At 72.2% G+C, this 17146-nt stretch carries 17 protein-coding genes; 9 read left to right on the forward strand and 8 right to left on the reverse strand.

The genetic code is table 11. The features are described from left to right. The first annotated feature begins 73 nt into the window (after window positions 1–73). The 3 genes from C2L58_RS00300 to C2L58_RS00310 are packed head-to-tail and all read left to right on the forward strand — an operon-like array spanning window position 74 to window position 2768. Complete coding sequence (locus C2L58_RS00300) at window positions 74–1072, forward strand: D-2-hydroxyacid dehydrogenase (RefSeq protein WP_103334782.1); 999 nt, start codon at window positions 74–76, stop codon at window positions 1070–1072. After that, window positions 1069–2451, forward strand: a complete 1383-nt coding sequence (locus C2L58_RS00305) for an amidase (protein ID WP_103334784.1) — start codon at window positions 1069–1071, stop codon at window positions 2449–2451. The genes C2L58_RS00300 and C2L58_RS00305 overlap by 4 nt, the downstream gene beginning before the upstream one ends. 59 nt (window positions 2452–2510) lie before the next feature. Next, the gene (locus C2L58_RS00310) at window positions 2511–2768 is read left to right on the forward strand and encodes a hypothetical protein (RefSeq protein ID WP_103334786.1); all 258 of its coding nucleotides are present in this window, start codon (window positions 2511–2513) and stop codon (window positions 2766–2768) included. Here the strand turns inward: C2L58_RS00310 and C2L58_RS00315 are convergent. The 7 genes from C2L58_RS00315 to C2L58_RS00345 form a co-directional block, all read right to left on the reverse strand. After that, complete coding sequence (locus C2L58_RS00315; RefSeq protein WP_103334788.1) at window positions 2765–3994, reverse strand: MFS transporter; 1230 nt, start codon at window positions 3992–3994, stop codon at window positions 2765–2767. The genes C2L58_RS00310 and C2L58_RS00315 overlap by 4 nt on opposite strands. A 108-nt stretch (window positions 3995–4102) precedes the next feature. Further along, window positions 4103–4930, reverse strand: a complete 828-nt coding sequence (gene pqqB / locus C2L58_RS00320; RefSeq protein WP_103334790.1) for a pyrroloquinoline quinone biosynthesis protein PqqB — start codon at window positions 4928–4930, stop codon at window positions 4103–4105. After that, entirely contained in the window at window positions 4927–5991 is a 1065-nt protein-coding gene (pqqE, locus tag C2L58_RS00325; protein WP_103334792.1) for a pyrroloquinoline quinone biosynthesis protein PqqE, read from the reverse strand. Before pqqE ends, pqqB begins: the two co-directional genes overlap by 4 nt. Next, window positions 5982–6248 (reverse strand): pyrroloquinoline quinone biosynthesis peptide chaperone PqqD, encoded by a 267-nt coding sequence (gene pqqD, locus C2L58_RS00330; protein ID WP_103334794.1) that lies wholly within the window; start codon window positions 6246–6248, stop codon window positions 5982–5984. Before pqqD ends, pqqE begins: the two co-directional genes overlap by 10 nt. Then, entirely contained in the window at window positions 6245–6934 is a 690-nt protein-coding gene (gene pqqC, locus C2L58_RS00335) for a pyrroloquinoline-quinone synthase PqqC (RefSeq protein WP_103334796.1), read from the reverse strand. The genes pqqD and pqqC overlap by 4 nt, the downstream gene beginning before the upstream one ends. Before the next feature lie 3 nt (window positions 6935–6937). Next, entirely contained in the window at window positions 6938–7024 is an 87-nt protein-coding gene (gene pqqA, locus C2L58_RS00340; RefSeq protein ID WP_043776987.1) for a pyrroloquinoline quinone precursor peptide PqqA, read from the reverse strand. Window positions 7025–7151: 127 nt separating this feature from the next. Then, complete coding sequence (locus tag C2L58_RS00345) at window positions 7152–8516, reverse strand: WS/DGAT/MGAT family O-acyltransferase (protein ID WP_103334797.1); 1365 nt, start codon at window positions 8514–8516, stop codon at window positions 7152–7154. An 81-nt stretch (window positions 8517–8597) separates the two neighbouring features. Here C2L58_RS00345 and C2L58_RS00350 point away from each other — a divergent pair, with 81 nt between their 5' ends. The 6 genes from C2L58_RS00350 (at window position 8598) to C2L58_RS00375 (ending at window position 16819) form a co-directional block, all read left to right on the forward strand. Then, window positions 8598–9773 (forward strand): NAD(P)/FAD-dependent oxidoreductase, encoded by a 1176-nt coding sequence (locus C2L58_RS00350; protein WP_103334799.1) that lies wholly within the window; start codon window positions 8598–8600, stop codon window positions 9771–9773. Between the two features lie 166 nt (window positions 9774–9939). Further along, entirely contained in the window at window positions 9940–11535 is a 1596-nt protein-coding gene (locus C2L58_RS00355; RefSeq protein WP_103334801.1) for a thiamine pyrophosphate-binding protein, read from the forward strand. Beyond that, complete coding sequence (locus tag C2L58_RS00360) at window positions 11532–13553, forward strand: hydantoinase/oxoprolinase family protein (RefSeq protein ID WP_103334803.1); 2022 nt, start codon at window positions 11532–11534, stop codon at window positions 13551–13553. The genes C2L58_RS00355 and C2L58_RS00360 overlap by 4 nt, the downstream gene beginning before the upstream one ends. Continuing rightward, the gene (locus tag C2L58_RS00365; protein WP_103334804.1) at window positions 13550–15313 is read left to right on the forward strand and encodes a hydantoinase B/oxoprolinase family protein; all 1764 of its coding nucleotides are present in this window, start codon (window positions 13550–13552) and stop codon (window positions 15311–15313) included. Before C2L58_RS00360 ends, C2L58_RS00365 begins: the two co-directional genes overlap by 4 nt. Window positions 15314–15315: 2 nt before the next feature. Continuing rightward, on the forward strand, window positions 15316–16101 hold the full coding sequence (locus C2L58_RS00370; RefSeq protein WP_199191027.1) for an SDR family NAD(P)-dependent oxidoreductase: 786 nt from the start codon (window positions 15316–15318) through the stop codon (window positions 16099–16101). 4 nt (window positions 16102–16105) lie between these two features. Next, window positions 16106–16819, forward strand: a complete 714-nt coding sequence (locus C2L58_RS00375) for a GntR family transcriptional regulator (protein WP_103334808.1) — start codon at window positions 16106–16108, stop codon at window positions 16817–16819. On the opposite strand, the gene C2L58_RS00380 is transcribed toward C2L58_RS00375, so the two are convergent. Further along, a complete protein-coding gene (locus tag C2L58_RS00380) occupies window positions 16738–17013 on the reverse strand; it encodes a hypothetical protein (RefSeq protein WP_146073507.1) in 276 nt (91 codons plus the stop codon). The genes C2L58_RS00375 and C2L58_RS00380 overlap by 82 nt on opposite strands. Between the last annotated feature and the right edge of the window lie 133 nt (window positions 17014–17146).

Consider the following 17146-nt stretch of genomic DNA (forward strand, 5'->3'; position numbering starts at 1 on the left):
TGACACGTCCGGTGCTCCGGGGGTCGTTCCTCGGATTGTTGACAATCATACGAGTGACTTTTACCGTGTCAACGTGATCGCCTCGGAACACCGGGAAGCTCCCGTCCTGGCCGTGCTCTGCGGCGAGTCCCGCCCACCGGACATGCGTGCTGTCGAATCCGGGGCGGTCGTGCGTTACACGGACGCCGCGGGCCTTGCCGAAGCGTTGTCCGGAGCGGACGCCCTCTTCGTCTACGACTTCCTCTCCACGGCCGTGCCCGGCGCGTGGCACGCGGCCGACCGGCTGCGCTGGCTGCACATCGCCAGCGCGGGGGTCGACCCCGTGCTGTTCCCCGGGCTGCGGGAGAGCGACGTGGTCCTGACGAACTCGCGGGGCGTCTTCGACGACGCCATCGCGGAGTACGTGCTGGGCGTCGTGCTCGCCTTCGCGAAGGACTTCGCGCGCTCGCACGACCTGCAGCGCGAGGGCCGCTGGCTGCACCGCGAGAGTGAGCGGATCGCCGGGCGGGAGGTGGTGGTCGTCGGCACCGGGCCGATCGGCCGGGCCATCGCGCGGCTGCTGCGCGCGGCCGGGATGCGGGTGAGCGGCGCCGGGCGCCGTGAGCGCATCGGCGACCCCGACTTCGGCGTGGTGCACGAGTCCGCGCGGCTCACCGAAATCCTGCCGCACGCCGACTACGTCGTCGCGGTCGCGCCGCTGACCGAGCACACGAAGGGCATGTTCGACGCGCGCGCGTTCGCCGCGATGAAGCCGTCGGCGCGGTTCGTCAACGTGGGCCGGGGCGAGCTCGTGGTGACGTCGGATCTCGTAAGAGCGCTCGAAAGCAAGACCATCGACGGGGCCGCGCTCGACGTCTTCGACACCGAGCCGCTGCCGGCCGAAAGCCCGCTGTGGACGCTGCCGGACGTGCTGATCTCGCCGCACATGTCCGGGGACTTCGTCGGCTGGCGCAACGCGCTGGTCGAGGTGTTCACCGAAAACTTCCGCCGGTGGCGCGCTGGGGAGCCGCTGCGCAATGTCGTCGACAAGACGCTCGGCTACGTGCCGTCGGGGAACCAGGGAGCCGGATGAACGACAGGATGCTGACCGCCAGCGAGCTCGTCGCCGCCTACGCGACCGGTGAGCTTTCACCGGTCGAGGCGACGCAGAACGCCCTGCAGGCCATCGAAGCCCGGGACGGCGAGTGCAACGCGTTCTGCCTCGTCGACGCCGATCGCGCGCTGGAGCAGGCGAAGGCGTCCGAGGTCCGCTGGCGGGACGGTAACCCGATCGGGTGGCTCGACGGCGTGCCGTCGTCGATCAAGGACATGTTCCTCACCCAGGGCTGGCCGACCGTCCGGGGCTCGAAGAGCATCGACCCGGACCAGCCGTGGGACGTCGACAGCCCGGTCGCCGCGCGGATGCGTGAGGCCGGCCTGGTGCTGCTGGGCAAGACGACCACGCCCGAGATCGGGTGGAAGGGCGTCACCGACAGCTCGCTGTACGGCATCACGCGCAACCCGGCCGACCCGTCGAAGACGGCGGGCGGGTCGAGCGGCGGCAGCGCCGCGGCCGTCGCGGCCGGGATGGGCGAGCTGTCGGTCGGCACGGACGGCGGTGGCTCGGTGCGGATCCCGGCGTCGTTCTGCGGCATCGTCGGGCTGAAGCCGACCCACGGCCGGATCCCGCTCTACCCGGCGAGCCCGTTCGGCCCGCTCTCGCACGCCGGCCCGATGGCGCGGTCGGTGGACGACACCGCACTGCTGCTGGACGTCCTGTCGCTGCCCGACCCCCGCGACCCGGCCGCGCTGGCGCCGCCGGTGGGGTCGTTCCGGGAGGCCGTCCGGCGCGATGTGCGCGGCCTGATCGCCGCGTTCTCGCCGACGCTGGGCTACGTCGACGTCGACCCGGAGGTGGCCGCGATCGTGGCGGCCGCGGTCCGCGCGCTGGGGGACGCCGGCCTGCACGTCGAGGAGACCGACCCCGGGTTCGCCGACCCGAAGCCGGCGTTCGACGTCCTGTGGTCTTCGGGGGCGGCGAAGCTGCTGGACTCGTTCCCGCCCGGCTCCGAGGAGCGGACCGACCCCGGGCTGCGGCGGGTCTGGGAACTCGGCAAGAAGTGGACGGCGAGCGACTACCTCGACGCGACCGCCGAGCGCGCCGCGCTGGGCATCCGGATGGGCGAGTTCCACACGCGCTACGACGTGCTGATCACGCCGACCATCCCGATCGCGGCGTTCGAGGCCGGGCACGACGTGCCGCCGGGCAGCGGGCTGAGCGAATGGCCGGAGTGGACGCCGTTCACGTACCCGTTCAACATGACCCAGCAGCCGGCGATCAGCGTGCCGGCCGGGCGCACGTCGGCGGGACTGCCGGTCGGCCTGCAGATCGTCGGGCCGCGGCACTCGGACGACCTCGTGCTGGCCGTGGCGAAGCTGCTGGAGGAAGTGCGGCCCTGGGCGCTCGCCTGAGGCACACGTGAGGGTGAAAGCCGGACCGGAGCCGGCGAAGCTGTGCCACTCTCGGCCGGATGAACGCTCCAGGCTGGCGCTACGAACAAGCCATCCCGACCGTCGACAGCACCGGCGAGCCGACGCGGGTGGTGGTCGGCCTGATCGAGCAGGGCGACAGGCTGGCCGCGGCGCTCAGGGTGGACGACGGCAAGGCGGCGCTGGTCCCGCTGGAAACGGGGGGCGAGCTGCTGAAGGCTTTACGCGAGACGCTGGAGAGCTGGTGGCGCCTCGACGGCCACCGCGACCTGACGTCCGGGCCGCGCGTGGGCCGTTAGCTTCGACCCGGGCCGGCCGGCACCCGGCGGACGAGGCCCCGCACCTGCGAGCTGCACAGCACGAGCGCCGTCGCGACGACGACCAGGGCCGCGCCGCCGAAGAGCGTCGCCGGCCGGCCGGCGTGTTCGGCCAGCGGGCCCGCGGTGATCTGGCCGAGCGGCATCGCGACGAACGAGCCGAGCATGTCGTAGGAGTAGACGCGGGCGAGCTTGTCCGGCGGGATGTTCTCCTGCAGCGACACGTCCCACGCGACGGAGAACTGTTCGAGCGCGACACCGGAGAGGAACATCGCGGCCAGCAGCGGCAGCAGGTACGGCGTCTGACCCAGGGCCAGCATCGGCAGCGCCGCGGCCATGACCACCGCGACGCCGGTGAAGAGCATCCGCCGCGGTTGCCAGTGGGCGGCGAGGACGCCGCCGAGCAGCGAGCCCGCGGTCTGCGTGGCCAGCGCGAACCCCCAGCCGGTGCGGCCGAAGGTGTCGTCGGCGACGAGCGGGCCGATCACCAGCAGCGCACCGGCGGTCGCCGCGTTGACGATCATGAACTGCAGCACCACCAGCCACACCCACGCGCGGGCGCGGAACTCCCGCCAGCCTTCGGCGAGCTCGGCGAGCGGGCGGCTGCCCGGAACGCGTTCGCCGCGCGGCAGCCGGATCCGCCGGTAAGCCACCGCGGCGGCGAGGAAGAGCAGCGCGTTCCCGGCGAGCGCCCACCCGGAGCCGGCGAAGGCGACGAGCACGCCGGCCAGGCCGGCCCCGGCGATACGGCCGGTGTTCGCCAGCAGCCGGACCAGGGCGTTCGCCTGGGTGAGCTGGGCGCCGGGCACGGTCGACGGCGTGAGGGCGGCGGCCGCGGGCAGCGAGATGGCCGAGACGGCGCCGTTGACGAACCCGAGCCCGGCCAGCAGCGGGATCGAGGCGAATCCACAGAGGACACTCGCGGCCACGGCGGCCTGGGTGAGGGCGGCGGCGGTTTCGGTGCCCTGCAGGATGACCGACCGCGGCAGCCGGTCGGCCAGCATCCCGCCGAACAGCAGCAGAAGCACATTGGCGAGCGAACGAGCCCCGACGACGAGCCCGAGATCGACGGCGGACCCGGTGAGATCGACGACGGCAAAGGCGAGCGCGAAGGGCGCGACGGCGTTCCCGAACTGGGCCAGGCTCCGGCCGGTGACGAGGGCCCGGAACGGAGCTTCCCGCAGCGGCGCGACGAGTGAGGTGGTCACGGGCGCGGCCCCGGCCGGAGAGGACGTGGCAGGCAGCGGAGGGGAGCGCTCATCGGCGCTGGGCACCCGGGAGGCACATGGCTTCAGCCAACCACCGCTGTCAACGGCTTAAAGTACGTACGCCGTGCCGTCCAAAGGCAGCGAAGCGCCCGCGGCCAGCACCGCGGCGTGCTCGGCCGATGCCGAGTCCAGCACCGGGTTCGTGTTGTTGACGTGCGTGAACGCCCAGGGCCGCCCGGCCACCCGGGGCAGGATCGACGTGATCGGCAGGTGTCCCATCGCGAGCTGGTCCGGGCCGCCCACCCCGGCCATCTCGTCCGGCGCGTAGAACGTCCCGTCCAGCAAGACGAGCGAAGCGTCCGCGACGAACGCGTCGAACCCGGCGGGCCAGCTCCGCAGGCACGGCGCGTACACCAGCACACCGCCCGTCGCCGGGTCCGAGATGCGGTAGGCGACCACCCACGGGCCGCCGGAATCGGCCCGGGCGTACTTCGGCCGCTTGTCGCTCACCGGCAGCACCTCGACCCGCAACCCCGGAACGTCCACCACGGACGACCACGTCCAGCCGCCGTAGCCGTCCACGATGGCACGGAACGGTGACAGCGCGGACAGCACCGCCGGTGGCGCCCACACCGGGAGCCCGCCCGACTCGCGCAGCATCAGCAGGCCCAGCGCGTGGTCGAGTTCGGCGTCCGTCAGCAGCACCCCGCGCAGCGGGATCTCACGCGGCCCCGGCCCGGCCCGCAGCTCCGGCGTCCCGAGGATCTGCGCGCGGATGTCCGGCGAGCAGTTCAGCAGGTACCAGCCGACGCCGTCCGCGCTGATGGCTACGCAGTCCTGCGAGCGGGGCACCAGCCCGGACGTGCAGAGGCGGCACGCACAGTTCCACTGTGGACACCCGCCGCCCGCCGCGGTACCCAGCAGGATCACCTTCACCGGCGCATGACCAGGTCGGCCGCCGGGGGACGGGACAGGAGCAGGTCGACCGCGCCGCGTTCGGGCGAGCGGGAGCACACCGGGTCCGTGGCCGCGGCGTCGCCGGTGAGCAGGAACGCCTGGCAGCGGCAGCCGCCGAAGTCGACTTCGCGGCGGTCGCACGTGCGGCACGGCTCGGTCATCCACTCCTCGCCGCGGTAGGCGTTGAACGACGACGAGTCGTACCAGATCTCGGCCAGCGGGGTGTCCCGCACCGAGGACAGCGACAGCGTCGAGATCGCCGACGCCGCCGGGCACGGCAGCACGGTGCCGTCCGGGGCCACCGTCAGCTGCCGCGCACCCCAGCCGTACATGCACGGCTTCGGGTACGGCTCGTGGTAGTCGGCGACGACGTAGACGATCTCCATCGTGCCCCGCAAGCGCGCGATCGCCGCGCGCACCACCGGCTCGGCGGCGGCCAGCTGCGCAGCCGTCGGCATCAGCGCGTCCCGGTTGCGCAACGCCCAGCCGTAGTACTGCGTGTTCGCCAGCTCCAGCCGGTCCGCGCCCATTCGCTCGGCCAGCTCGATGATCCCGGCCAGCTGGTCGTGGTTGCGCCGGTGCAGCACCACGTTCAGCGACAGCGGCAGCCCGGACTCCTTCACCAGCGCGGCCGCGAGCAGCTTCCGGTCGTGCGCCTTCGCGCCGGCCAGCAGGTCGGCCCGCTCCCGGGTCGCGCCCTGCGCCGACAGCTGGACGTGCGCCAGGCCGCGCTCGACGAGGTCGTCGAGCCGCGAAGCCGTCAGGCCGAGCCCGGAAGTGACGAGGTTGACGTAGCAGCCGAGCTCACTCGCGTGCGACACCAGGGAGGGCAGGTCCGGCCGGAGCAACGGCTCGCCGCCGGACATGTGCACCTGCAGCACACCCAGTGCACGGGCCTGGGACAGCACCGACAGCCAGTCCTCAGTGGACATCTCCGCGGAGCGGGAAGCCAGTTCCACCGGGTTCGAGCAATAAGGACAGTGCAGCGGACAGCGGTGGGTCAGCTCGGCCAGCAGGCCCAGCGGCGGGCTCACGTCCATGCGACGACCCGCCGTTCGCCCAGCCGGGACAGCACGGAAAGGACGTCCTGGGCGACCACGCCGGAGTACCGCCCGGAAAGCGCCGTCGTGATCTCTGCGACCGACCGGGCGCCGTCGCAGAGTTCGAGCACCGCGGCCGCGGTGGCGTTCGGCACCAGGACGCCCTCGGGGAACAGCAGCACGTGCGTCTCCCTCACGTGGTCGAAGGACAGCCGCACGCCGCGGCGCAGCTGCGGAACCGAATCGGCGGTGATCACGCGGCCGCCCGTTCGATCGCGTCGAGCATGGACCACAGGACGTCGCACTTGAACGCCAGCGCGGCGATCGCGCGGTCCTGCTGTTCGCGCGTGACGCAGTGGCGGACCACGATGTCGAGGGTGTCCTTGCCTTCGCCGGCGACCTTGTCGATCCGGTTGGTGAAGTAGGCGAGGTCTTCCCGGTCGATCCACGCATAGTGCGCGAGCATGTCCGCCACCCGCTGCTGCATCAGGTGCCCGGCGAACATCTCGGTCAGTCCCGACGCGACGGCCTCCCACCAGGGTTTCGTCCGCGCGAAGGTCACGTAGGCGTCCACGGCGAAGCGGACGCCGGGAGCGACGTGCCGTTCGTCGAGAACCTCGTCGCGGTCCAAGCCGACCGCCGTGCAGAGCCGCAGCCAGCGTTCGATCCCGCCGGTGCCGGCGCTCACGCCGTCGTGGTAGACGATCCGGTCGAGCCACTGGCGGCGGATCTCCGGCAGCGGGCAGTTGCTGATGATCGCCGCGTCCTTCTGCGGCAGCACGCACTGGTAGTACCAGCGGTTCGCCGCCCAGATCCGCAGCGCGCGCTCGTCGAGCCGGCCCGCGTGCAGCCGGCGGTGGAACGGGTGCGTTCCCCAGTACCGGCCGGACAGACCGCGCAGGGCGTCGATGAATGCGCTTTCCGAGAGTGGCTCGACCGGCATCCGTCAGTCCGCCATGCGGGCCGCGTAGGCGGTGACCTCCATCGGGGTTTCGTACTCGACGAAGTCCGGGGTCGTCCACTCCTCGGTCATGTCCTGCTCCTCTTTCCGGGGGCTGATCGTCGCCACCCTAGGAGCGGGAAGAGTTTCCGGACAGCATTTTCGCCCCGCTTTCGGAAAGATTCCTTCCGATGGGGGAGCCGACGTGTCGGTGAGCGGGCTACCTTACCGCAGCTTCGAGTTCCACCAAGGCCGTGTCGAGGTGGGTCAGGATCCGCTGCAGGTGCGGGACGCTGCGGCGGCACCCCGTGACGCCGAAGTCGAGGTGGTCGCCGTTGCTGGTCAGCGTGATGTTCACGGCCTGGCCGTCGAGCAGCACCGACGCCGGGTAGATGCCGTCGAGCTGGGCGCCGTTCCAGTACATCTGCTTGCGCGGGCCGGGGACGTTCGAGATCACCAGGTTGAACGGCGGACGGGTGTTCTTGACGATGCCCGGGATCGGCGAGGCGCCGAGCTGCGCGACGTTCACCGCCGAGAGCAGCAGCGTCTGCAACGGAGTCAGCTCGGAGAACAGCCGCTTGCCGTTGCGCATCGACTGGTGGATCGTGACGAGCCGCTTGCCCGCGTCCGGCAGGTCGGTGGCCAGGTTGCACAGCAGCGCGCCGATGTTGTTGCCCGCCGCCTCGCCGGGGTCGTTCCGGCGCCGCAGCGACACCGGCACCATCGCGATGAGCGGCGCGTCCGGCAGCGCGCGCTGTTCGATGAGGTAGTCCCGCAGCGCGCCCGAGCACATCGCGAGCACGACGTCGTTGCGCGAAACCCCGGCCGCGGTCGCCACCTGGCGGACGCGGTCCAGCGGCCACTTCTGCGCCGCGAACCGCCGCGCGCCGCCGATCGGCACGTTGAGCATCGTCTTCGGCGCCTGCCCCGGCAGCGTCAGGGTGTGCTCGCCGAACGCCTCCCGCGCCACCTTCATCGCGGCGGGCGCCAGGCTCGCGAGCTGGTTGGCCGTCTTGCCCGCGGTCTGCAGGAACGACCGCGGGCGCTTCACGCGTTCTTCCCCGGGCTTGCGCCGGCTGCCCCACCACGGCGGGCAATCCAGGTCCGCGGGATCGTCCGACAGCGTGCCCTGCAGCTGGCGCAGCGCCGAAACGCCGTCCATCAGCGCGTGGTGGACCTTGGTGTAGACGGCGAACCGGCCGTCGTCGAGCCCCTCGATGAGGTGGGTCTCCCAGAGCGGCCGGTGCCGGTCGAGCAGGGTGCTGTGCCAGCGAGACGTCAGCTCGAGCAGCTCGCGGACGCGGCCCGGCCGCGGTAGCGCCGAATGCCGGAAGTGGTAGTCGAGTTCGAGTGCGGCGTCGTTCGCCCAGGCGACGTGCCCCATCGTGTTGACCGGCCGCGCCGGGCGGCGCCGGAACACCGAGCGCATGTTGTCCGATTCGAGGAGGTTGGCCCGGACGTCGCGGAGGTAGTCGTCGCCGGCGCCCTCGGGTTTCTTGAACAGCTGCAGACCGCCCACGTGCATCGGATGCTCGCGCGTTTCGACGAGGAGGAACATCGAATCGGTCACGGGCATCATCGCCATGGGACATCACCTTCTCAAGCTCGGCACGCCGACTCTACGCGCTCGGTGGCCGCCGGTGGATCACGTTCTACTCTGGCGAGTATGACCACCCGCGGCGCCGGGGAAACGTCCTTGCCACCGACGGCCGGCTGCGTCGTGATCGGCGGGGGCGTGATCGGCGTCAGCTGCGCGTTCCGGCTCGCCGAAGCCGGTGTGCGCGTGCTGCTCCTCGAGCGCGGCGAGCTGGGCGGCGGCTCGACGGCGAAGGCCGCGGGCGGCATCCGGTCGTCGTTCACCAGCCGCGTCAACGTCGAGCTCGGCCTGCGCGGGCTGGCCGCGTACAGCGCTTTCTCCCGGGACTTCGGCACCGAGATCGACTTCCGCCGCGACGGTTACCTCTACCTCATCACCGACCCGGCCGACGTGCCCGCGTTCGAACGCTGCGCCGAGCTGCAGCGCGAGTACGGCGTCCGCAGCCACCTGCTCCACCCCGGCGAGGCGAAGAAGGTGCTCCCGCTGGTGGAGACCGACGGCGTCGTCGCGGCCCTCTGGTCACCGGATGACGCCAAGGCGACGCCGGACGCGGTCGTCCAGGGCTACGCGAGAGCGGCCCGCGCGCACGGCGCGACGCTGCGGACCGGCGTCGAAGTCACCGGGATCGAGCGCGACGGCGACCGGCTGACCGGCGTGGTCACGACGGCGGGGTTCGTCCGGACCGGCGCGGTGGTGTGCGCGGCCGGTGCGTGGTCGGGCCGGATCGGCGAGCTGGCCGGGCTGGACCTGCCGGTGCGCCCGTTCCGCCGGCAGGTCGTGTTCACCGGGCCGGTGCCCGGGCTGCCGGACTCGGTTCCGCTCACCATCGAGATGCCGTCGGCGCTCTACTTCCACCGCGAGGGCCCCGGGCTGGCGATGTCGTTCTCGGAGGACGACGGCGTCCCGGGCTTCGGCACGCGGTACGAGCCGGGCGAGTGGCTGCCGCGGCTGGCCGAGCTGGCCGGCCGCCGGATCCCCGCCGTGCTCGACGCCGGCGTCCGGACGGCCTGGGCCGGGCTGTACGAAATGACGCCGGACCGCAACCAGATCATCGGGGAAAGCGTCCTGCTGTCGCGGTTCTTCTACGCGACCGGCTTCTCGGGCCACGGCTTCCAGCTGGGCCCGGCCACCGGCGAGCTGATCCGGGACCTCTACCTGCGACGACGGCCGGCGGTGGACATCGCCGAGCTCGACGTCCGCCGGTTCGCCACGGGTGCGGCGACGGCCGAGCTCAACATCGTCTAGTCACCATCCGCCGTGGCTGGCGGTCGTGAGTGGTAAGGCGGGTTAGAACCCGCCTTACCACTCACGACGAGCTGCGGCAGACCGGCGGACCAGGGGGTGCGACTGCCAGATCGTTCAACGATCTGGCAGTATCCGGGTCGTGGCTGTGAGTGGTGCTCGGGAGCTGGTGGACGCGCTGGAAGCGCTCGGAACGGAGATCGTCTTCGGCCTTCCGGGGGTGCACAACCTGCCACTGTGGGAGGCGCTCGGGGAAACCGGCATCAAGCTCGTCGGGGTCCGCCACGAACAGACCGCCGGGTACGCCGCCGACGGCTACGCCCGCGCCACCGGCAAGCTCGGCGTCGCGCTGGTCACCACCGGCCCGGGCGCGGCGAACACCCTCGGCGCGGTCGGCGAGGCCATGGCGTCCGCGGCCCCGGTGCTGGTCATCGCCACCGACATCCCCTCGACGCTGCGGCGGCCCGGCGTCGTCCGCGGCGTGCTGCACGAGACTTCCGACCAGCAGGCGATGTTCGCGCCGGTCACCAAGGGCGGCTTCACCGTCCGGGCCGCGGACCAGATCGGCACCACCGTCCACCGCGCCGCCCGGCTCGCGCAGCTGCCGCAGAGCGGCCCGGTCTACCTCGGCGTGCCCACCGACTACCTGCGCGAACAGGTGCCGCACCGCCGTCCGCCCGCGCCGCACCGCAAGCCCGACGTCGACGTGCCCGACCTCGCGCGGGCCGAGGCGATGCTGTCCGACGCGCGGCACCCGCTGATCTGGGCCGGCGGCGGCGCGCTGCGGTCGGGCGCGGGCGACGCGATCGGTGCCCTCGCCGAGAAGCTCGCCGCGCCGGTGATCACCACGTTCGCCGCTCGCGGGCTGCTCCCGCTCGACCACCCGTGCCTGGCGCCGAACCCGGTGCACACGCCGGAGGTCGGCGAGCTGTGGGACGAAGCCGACGTCGTGCTCGCCATCGGCACCGACTTCGACGGCCTGATGACGCAGAACTGGCGGATGCCCAAGCCGCCCCAGCTGATCGCGGTCAACGTCGACGCCGACGACGCCGCCAAGAACTACCAGCCCGAGCTGACGCTCGTCGGGGACGCGCGCTCGATCGTCGAGCGGCTGCTGCCGAAGCAGCGGGCCGGGCTCGACGACATGACGCTGCGGCTGGCCGGGATCGGCCGGCGCGTGCGCCAGCGGATCCGTGACGAGGAACCGCAGGCCTACGACTTCCTGTCCACTTTGGACGAGGTGTTGCCGACGGACGCCGTGCTGGTCTCGGACATGTGCGTCGCCGGGTACTGGGTCGGCGGCTTCCACCGGGTGCGGGCGCCGCGCAAGCTCGCCTACCCGATGGGCTGGGGGACCCTCGGCTACGGCTTCCCGGCGTCGCTCGGCGCCGCCGCAGCCGGCGTCGGGCGCGCCATCTGCATCACCGGCGACGGCGGTTTCCTCTACGCCTGCGGAGATCTGGCGACGCTGGCGCAGGAGCAGCTGCCGGTCACCGTCGTCCTGGTCGACGACGGCGGGTACGGGATGCTCCGCTACGACCAGGACCGCGAGGGCCTGCCGCACCGCGGCGTCGACTGGGACAGCCCGGACTTCGTCGGCCTCGCCCGCTCCTTCGGGATCCACGCCGACCGCGTCTCCGGCTTCGGGCGCGCGTTCCGGCGGCTGCTGGGCGAGTTCGTCGAGTCGGACGAGCCGAACGTGCTGGTCGTGAAGGCCAAGCTCAAGCCGCCGCTCAACACCTCGCCGCGGTGGTACCGGACATGAGGATCGGCGTCGACATCGGTGGCACGTTCACCGATCTCTGCGCGGTGGACGAAACCGGGATCGTCGCCGTCGGCAAGGTGCTGACCACGCACGACGAACCGGCCCGGGCGGTCGAGGAGGGCCTGGCCGCGCTGCTGCCGGACCTCGGCGCCGTCGAGCAGGTGGTGCACGGGACGACGCTGGTCACGAACGCCCTGATCGAGCGCACGGGCTCGCGCACCGCGCTGCTGGCCACCGCCGGCTTCCGCGACGTCCTGGAGATGCGCCGCGAGCACCGGTACGAGCTCTACGACCTGCACCTGGAACTGCCCGCCCCGCTCGTGCCGCGGCACCTGCGGTTCGACGTCCCGGAGCGGATCCTCGCCGACGGGTCCGTCCACATCGGACTCGACGAGGAGTACGTGGCCCGGCTCGGCCGGGAGCTGGCGGACCGCGGGATCGAGGCCGTGGCGGTCTGCTTCCTGCACGCCTTCACGAATCCGGTGCACGAACGCCGGGTGGGCGAGATCCTCGCCGAGGTCGCGCCCTCGCTGCGGGTGGCGCTGTCGTCCGAAGTCGTCCCCGAGATCCGCGAGTTCGAGCGGGCCTCGACGACGGTCGCCAACGTCTACGTCCAGGACCTCACCGAACGCTACCTGCGCGACCTCGAACAGCGGCTGCGCCGGCTGGGGATCGGCCGCGCGCCGCACATCATGCTGTCCAACGGCGGGCTGGCCACGGTGGACACCGCGGCCCGGCACCCGATCCGCATCCTGGAGTCCGGGCCGGCGGGCGGGGCGCTCGCGGCGGCCGCGGTGGGCCCGGCCGACCTGCTGGCCTTCGACATGGGCGGCACCACGGCAAAGCTGTGCCTGATCGCCGGCGGCACGCCGTTGGTGACGCACCAGTTCGAAGTGGACCGCAAGTACCGGTTGCTGCCCGGCTCCGGGCTGCCGGTGCGGGTGCCGGTCACGGACATGATCGAGATCGGCGTCGGCGGCGGCTCGATCGCCCGGATCGACGCGCTGGGCCTGCTCACCGCCGGCCCCGACTCGGCGGGGTCCGAACCCGGCCCGGTCTGCTACGGCCGCGGCGGCACCGAGCCCACGGTCACCGACGCCGACCTCGTGCTCGGCTACCTCGACGCGGGCTACTTCCTCGGCGGTGGCATGCGCCTGGACGCCGAGGCAGCGAGAGCAGTGCTCCGCGAAAAGATCGCCGATCCGCTCGGCGTGAGCGTCGAAGAGGCCGCCTGGGGCATCCACACGAGCGTCAACGAAGACATGGCCAACGCCGCGCGGGTGCACGCCGTGGAGCGCGGGCACGACCCGGCGAAGCTGCCGATGTACACCTTCGGCGGGGCGGGCCCGGTGCACGGCGTCGGCGTCGCGCGGGCCCTCGGGGCGCCCTCGGTCGTCGCGCCGCCTGTCGCTGGAGTGCTGAGCGCGGCCGGGTTCCTCACCGCGCCGCTGGCGTTCGACTTCGTGCGGTCGGCGCACGCGGCCGTCCACGACCTGGCGTGGGAGCAGGTCGACGCGCTGTTCGCCGAGATGGAAGCCGAGGGCACGGCGCTGCTCGCGAAGTCCGGCGTGGACGAGGTGACACACCGGCGCATCGCCGAAATGCGCTACGCCGGGCAGGGCTACGAGATCCGTGTTCCGGTCCACGGCGGGCCCTGGCCGCGAACGTTGGTCGACGAGTTCACCCGCACCTATCGCGCGCTCTACCGGCGCGGCGGGCCCGAGGTCGGCGTCGAGGTGCTGAACTGGCGGGTCGTCTCGAGCGGGCCGAAACCGGCCGTGACCCTCCGCCTGACCTCGTCCGACGCGCCGGGAGACGCGCGCAAGGGCTCTCGCCAGGCGTACTTCCCGGCGGCAGGGGGATTTGCCGACACGGCGGTGTTCGACCGGTACCGGCTGGTGCCGGGAACCCGCGTCGACGGACCGGCCATCGTGGAGGAACGCGAGTCCACCGTGGTCGTGCCGCCCGGCGCGCACTGCGTCGTCCGGGATGACGGCGCGCTGGAGGTGACGGTGTGAGCGTCGACCCCATCGTCGCCGGGCTGTTCGGCCACCGCCTGCACTCGATCCTCGCCGAGCAGCAGAACGCGCTGGTCAACACCGCCTTCTCCGCGGTCGTGCGGGAGTCGTTCGACCTCGCCTGCGCGGTGTTCGACTCGCGCGGCGAGATGATCGGCCAGTCGGTCGGCGGCACGCCGGGGCACATCAACGCGATGGCGACCGGCATGCACCACTTCGTCGCGGCGTACCCGCCGGAGGCCCTCGAACCGGGCGATGTGCTGCTCACCAACGACCCGTGGCAGACCGCGGGGCAGATCAACGACATCACGGTGGCGACCCCGGTGTTCCGGAACGGCCGGCTGGTCGCGTGGTTCGCCTCGTGCTGCCACGCCCCGGACATCGGCGGGCGGCTGGTGTCCGCCGAGGCCCACGAGGTCTTCGAAGAGGGCCTGCGCCTGCCGATCCTGAAGTTCCTGCGCGCGGGCGAGGTCAACGCCGACCTGGAACGGCTGATCCGGGCGAACGTCCGGACGCCGGAGGAGACCATCGGCGACCTGTACGCGCAGGTCACCGGCAACGAGGTCGGCGCGGCGAGCCTGCTGCGGCTGCTGGACGAGCTCGGCCTGGACAGCCTGGACGAAGTCGCGGCCGAGATCATGGACCGCTCGGAGCGGGCGCTGCGCGACGCGCTGCGGGAACTGCCCGACGGCACGTACACGAACGAGATCGTCACCGACGGCTTCGACGACGAAGAGATCGTCCTGCGCGTCACGGCCACTGTGGACGGTGAGGAGATCCACCTCGACTTCGCCGGTTCCTCGCCGCAGAGCCGCCGGGGGATCAACGTGGTCTTGAACTACACGCGGGCTTATGCATCGTTCGCGGTCAAGGCGGCGATCTCGCCGGAGGTGCCGCACAACGCCGGGTCGTTCCGGCCGGTGCACGTCACCGCGCCCGAAGGCTCGGTGCTGAACTGCCGGCCGCCGGCACCGGTCGCGTCCCGGCACCTGATCGGGCACTTCCTGCCGTCGCTGCTGATCGGTGCGCTGCCCCGCACGGCGATCGCGCCGAGCGCGGACGCGCTGTGGATGACCATCTGGCGCGGGCCCGGGTTCATGCTGAACGTCTTCCAGACCGGCGGGATGGGCGCGCGGGCGGCCAAGGACGGCCTGTCCACCACCGGGTTCCCGAGCGGCCTGCGGTCGACGCCGACCGAGGTGATCGAAACCATGGCGCCGCTGATCCAGCACACCCGGGAACTGCGGGTGGACTCCGGTGGCGCCGGCCGGTGGCGCGGCGGCCTCGGACAGGTGACCACGATGGCGCTGCGCGGCCTCGTGAGTGGTAAGGCGGGTTCTAACCCGCCTTACCACTCACGACGAGCGGCAGGACTCGGTTCGGGCTCCTGGAGCGTCAACGGGAACGTGGACCGGGTGCGCGCCGCGGCGTCCGGTGTGGACGGTGGGCAGCCGGGTATGCCGGGTCGCTTCGGCCTGCGTGGCGGGGCGGACCTGCCCGCGAAGAGCCGGGTGCCGCTGGCGGCGGCGTCCGTCGTGGACATCACGCTGCCGGGCGGTGGTGGGTACGGGCCGCCGTCCGCGCGGCCGGTGGCGGCGGTGTTCGCCGACGTCGTCGAGGGGTACGTCTCGGTGGCGGCGGCGCGCGAGGTGTACGGCGTCGAAGTGCGTTACCTCGGGGACCCGGACGCGCTCGTCCGGCTGCCCGAGGACTACGCGGTCGACGAAGAGCAGACAGCACGACTGAGAGCGGGGCAGTGAACATGGGTCGGTTGGCCGGCAAGGTTGCGGTGGTCTTCGGCGGCGCGCGGGGCATCGGCCTCGCCACGGTGAAGGAGTTCCTCGCCGAGGGCGCGACGGTCTTCGCCTCCGACATCCGCGAGCCCGCGGAAGCGCTCGACGGCTACCGCCACTCCATAGTGGACGCCACCGACGAGGACGCCGTGGCGGCGTTCGTGGCCGGCGTCATCGCCGAAGCCGGCCGCATCGACGTGCTGTTCAACAACGTCGGCATCCACCTCGGGAAGTCCCTTGTGGACACCACGCTGGCCGAGTTCGACCACATCTTCGCGCTCAACGTGCGGGCCGCCTTCCTCGGCACCCGCGCGGTGCTGCCGCACATGATCGGGCAAAAAGCCGGCAGCATCATCACGACGTCGTCGAACGGCGGCGTGATGGGCCGCCCCGGCGACCCGGTGTACAACGCCACCAAGCACGCGCTGGTCGGGTTCACGAAGTCCCTCGCCGTCGCCCACGCGCACCAGGGCATCCGGGCGAACACGGTGAACCCCGGCGCGATCGACACCGACATGCTGCGCAGCACCCTCGCGTCGCCGGAAGACTTCGAGGCCAGGCAGCACCAGCTGGTCGCGAGCACGCCCGCGGCGCGGGTCGGCGAGGCCTGGGAGGTCGCGAAGGCCGTGGTCTTCCTGGCGAGCGACGAGTCCCGGTTCGTCAACGGCGTCGTGCTGCCGATCGACGGCGCGAAGGCCGCGGGGGCGATGCCGGGCAACCGGTACAGCCTCGACTTCGAACTCGGCGTCAGGTAGTGCCGTGACCGTCGATGCCTCGGGATTGGCGAGCGCGCGGCACCGGCTCGAGCGCAGCGGCACGGCCGAGCGGGTCGCCGCCATCCTGCGCCAGTACATCACCGACGGTGTCTTCGCCCCCGGTGAACGGCTGTCCGAGCCGGTGATCAGCTCGGCGCTCGGCGTCTCGCGCAACACGCTGCGCGAATCGTTCCAGCTGCTCGCCCACGAGCGCCTGGCGGTGCACGAGCTGAACCGCGGCGTGTTCGTGCGCGAGCTGACGACGGAGGACATCGAGGACCTCTACGTCGTGCGCCGCACCACCGAATGCGGGGCCCTGCGCCGCGCGGCCGAGCTGTCCACAGTGGATCTTTCGGTGGTCGAGCAGGCGCTGCGGGACGGCCGGACGGCGGCGGCGGCCGAGGACTGGCCGTCGGTCGGCACCGCCAGCATCCACTTCCACCAGGCCCTCGCGGACCTGGCGGGCAGCGAGCGCCTGTCCGCGACGATGCGCCAGGTGCTCGCCGAGACGCGGTTGTTCTTCGTGCTCAACGAGAACACGCGCGAGTTCTACGAGCCGTTCCTGGACTGCCACGAGCAGATCCTGCGGGACCTGCGCCGCGGCCGGTTCGACGCCGCCGAGGCCGCGCTGGACCGCTACCTGCGGGACGCCGAAGCCCGGCTGCTCGAGCTCAGTGCGCCGGGGCCGGAAACCGGGAACACCACGCTGAACGAGTAGGGCCGGCGGACGGTGACGAGGTGGTAGCGCCCGTCGGCGCCGGCCGCCCAGGTGTGCCAGGCGATCGTGCGGAAGACGGAACACGCGCGGTAGCCGGCGGCGGGCGGCCCGGCGGCGCGGACCGTGGCGGCCGGTGCCGAGGCGAGCAGCACAGCGGCCACGGTGACGACGATCCCCGCACGTCGGAAGCACACCACCCCACTCAACCCCGGGACAAGCCCCGGCCGGAAAGGATTCGAGCCGGTTCAAATCCACCGTTGCGGCTGCTACCGTCGGTTAGTGAAGCTTATTCTGGTTAGGCCGCCGCACCCCGCCCGCCCACTGCTG

The sequence above is a fragment of the Amycolatopsis sp. CA-126428 genome, from assembly GCF_002904335.1.
GTDB lineage: Bacteria > Actinomycetota > Actinomycetes > Mycobacteriales > Pseudonocardiaceae > Amycolatopsis.